Origin of the sequence: Desertibacillus haloalkaliphilus (genome assembly GCF_019039105.1) — a bacterium.
Taxonomy (GTDB): domain Bacteria; phylum Bacillota; class Bacilli; order Bacillales; family KJ1-10-99; genus Desertibacillus; species Desertibacillus haloalkaliphilus.
Genome location: NZ_JAHPIV010000190.1, coordinates 1 through 418, shown reverse-complemented (window position 1 = coordinate 418; position 418 = coordinate 1). Strand labels below are relative to the sequence as shown.

General features: G+C 76.1%; 1 protein-coding gene. It reads right to left on the bottom strand.

Annotation, left to right across the window (positions count from 1 at the left end):
- The coding region (locus KH400_RS29785) for an FAD-dependent oxidoreductase (protein ID WP_217228113.1) at positions 1 to 418 on the bottom strand (418 nt) is incomplete at both ends.

Here is a 418-nt window from a genome sequence, read left to right as displayed (position 1 = left end):
GTGGTGCGTACGGTGCGGCCGCCGAGGCCGGCGAACAGCCGCTCGGCAGCCTCGACGAGACCACCGGGATCCCCGACGGCGCCGGTCTCCGGCAGCAGCATCGCCCGGGCGAAGGGGCGGATCAGCGCGGGCTCGAGCGCCTGGATCGCCGGTCCCTCGACGATCTCGAACGGAACGCCGTGCCGACTCAAGATCTCGCGCTCCAGGGCTGCCCCCGCGAAGGCCGCTTCCGTGCGGTCGAGCTTCCCCCAGCCGCATTCGCGCAGGAGGTGCGGCACGCCGGCCCGGTCGGCGAGGCGCCGGTGCTCCGGATAGGCGGCGTTGGTGAGCGGGGCCAGCGCGGCGGCGGCGCGGCGCCAGGCCGACGCGCGGGCGCTCGCCAGGAAATGCGCCGCCCAGGGCATCACCCGCAGCAGGT